Raw genomic sequence first — 2256 nt, forward strand, 5'->3', positions numbered from 1 at the left:
CTCTGCCGCGCCCTGCGCGGTCAGTCGAGCAAGCTCGACTCTACGAAAGCAATCCGCACCGAAACGCCTCCTGGGAATATGCCGATGACTGCACCCACCGCCCCGCGCTGGCCCGTACGCTACCTGCTCTTCATCGGCGGCCTCGGCGGCCTGCTGTACGGCATCGATATCGGCATCATCGCCGGCGCCCTGCCCTATCTCGAAGCCACCGCCAGCCACGCGTGGCAACTCAGCAGCCAGCAGCTCGGCTTCGTCGTGGCGGCGGTGCTGCTGGGCAGCGTGCTGTCCTCGCTGTTCGCCGGCATGGTGGCCGACCTGATCGGCCGCCGCGGCGCGATGCTGCTGGCCGGCCTGCTGTTCACCGCGTCGATTCCGATCATGGCGCTGGCCTCGGGCTACACGCCGTTGCTGCTAGGCCGCCTGCTGCAGGGCATCAGTGGCGGCCTGATCGGTGTGGTGATTCCGCTGTACCTGGCCGAAGTGCTCAGCCCCGAACGACGCGGGCGCGGTGCGGCGATGTTCCAGCTGCTGCTGACCATCGGCCTGGTGCTGGCGGCGCTGATCGGCCTGTACCACGCACATGCAGTCGACGCCGCCGCTGAAGCCGTGCGCTCACTGCCGGTCGCGCAACAGGCGCAGGAACTGTTCACGGTGAAGGACCACGCCTGGCGCACCATCTTCTGGACCTGCCTGGCGCCGGGCCTGCTGTTCTGCGCCGGCATCTTCTGGCTGTCCGAGTCGCCGCGCTGGCTGGTGCGCCGCGGTCGCATCGATGATGCGCGCCGCAGCCTGCAGCGCGTACTGCCCGCTTCGGAGGTGGAGCCGACGCTTGCACAGATCCAGGCACCGGAATCGAGCAGCCGCGACGGCAAGCGCGACCCGCTGCTCAGCCGCCGCTATGTGGTGCCGTTCCTGCTCGCCTGCGTGGTGCTGGCCTGCACCCAGGCCACCGGCATCAATTCGGTGCTGGCGTACGCGGTGAACATCCTCAACCAGGCCGGCCTGTCCGGCTCGGTGGCCAACAGCGCCGACGTGGCGATCAAGCTGCTCAATGCGGTGATGACCGTGGTCGCGCTGCTGCTGGTCGATCGCAAGGGCCGCAAGTTCCTGCTGATGCTCGGCAGCGGCGGTATCTGCGTGGCCCTGCTGGCCGCCGCGACCCTGTTCTTCCAGGCCGAGCGTGGCCGCGCAGACGTGCAATCGCAGCTGCAGGCCGCGGTCAGCGGCGATGGCCTGCAGCTGGTGCTGGATGAAGCGCAGTGGCAGCGCCTGGGCGGAGGCATCGACAGCGAAGGCCGGCCACTGCAGCTGACCGTGTCGTACGCCTACGGCGATTTCACCAATGTGCGCGCCCTGCGCAGCGACAACCTGACCGATCGCGAACTGCGCATCGAGCGTGCCGGCACCGTGCAGCCGGACAGCGTGATCGGCGCGTTCTTCCGCAAACTGCATCTGAACCCGTTCGCCGACCCGGCCAAGGCCGCGCAGGCACCGTTGCGCATCGAGCAGGCCCGCATCGGCCCGGTGCCGCCGCCGGCACACGGCTGGGCGGTGGCCGCCTGCATCCTGGTATTCGTCGCGTTCTTCGCGGTCGGCCCCGGCGTCTGCGTGTGGCTGGCGCTGTCTGAACTGATGCCCAACCGCATCCGTTCCAACGGCATGAGCATCGCGCTGCTGATCAACCAGTTCGTGTCCACCACCATCGCCGCGATCTTCCTGCCCACGGTGGGCCACTACGGCTACGCCAGCATGTTCGTGTTCTGGGCGGCGTGCACCTTCGTGTTCTTCCTGGTGGCCGCGCTATGGCTGCCCGAGACCAAGGGCAAGTCGCTGGAGGAGATCGAAGCACGGTTTGCCGGCAAGCGGGGCTGATCGCGGCGTCGCGATTGCACAGCCCGTCTTCCGTAATCCTGTCGTGAACAGCCCGATCCGGGGCCGGCAAGCGTGATGCATCCCGCAGGAATGGCGTAGCTCGCGGCAGCCAGCGGCGTCCTGCCCCAACAGTTCTCCCACTACAAAGGGAGATTCTGCATGGGCATGGATGCCGCTGGTGTCGCACTGGTCCGGGCAATCACGCTCGACGCCCGGCAACCACGCCTGCTGCGCCTGCAGGGGCTGCATGAAACGTGGGTCGTCGAACGCTTCGAAGGCACCGAGTCGGTCTGCGGCGACAACCGCCTGCAGATCGACTGCCTGGCCACCGACGCCTTCCTGGAACTGGAATCCTGGCTGGAGCAGCCGCTGACCCTGCAGCTG

Annotated in this window: 1 protein-coding gene and 1 pseudogene; both read left to right on the forward strand. The window is 67.9% G+C overall.

Annotated elements, in window-relative coordinates:
- Positions 1-84: 84 nt before the first annotated feature.
- Complete coding sequence (locus tag QRO93_RS21335; protein WP_180878823.1) at positions 85-1872, forward strand: MFS transporter; 1788 nt, start codon at positions 85-87, stop codon at positions 1870-1872.
- A 159-nt stretch (positions 1873-2031) separates the two neighbouring features.
- Positions 2032-2256, forward strand: a pseudogene (locus tag QRO93_RS21340) (hypothetical protein); the annotation flags it as partial.

The organism is Stenotrophomonas maltophilia group sp. Smal17 (genome assembly GCF_030237045.1).
Taxonomy (GTDB): domain Bacteria; phylum Pseudomonadota; class Gammaproteobacteria; order Xanthomonadales; family Xanthomonadaceae; genus Stenotrophomonas; species Stenotrophomonas forensis.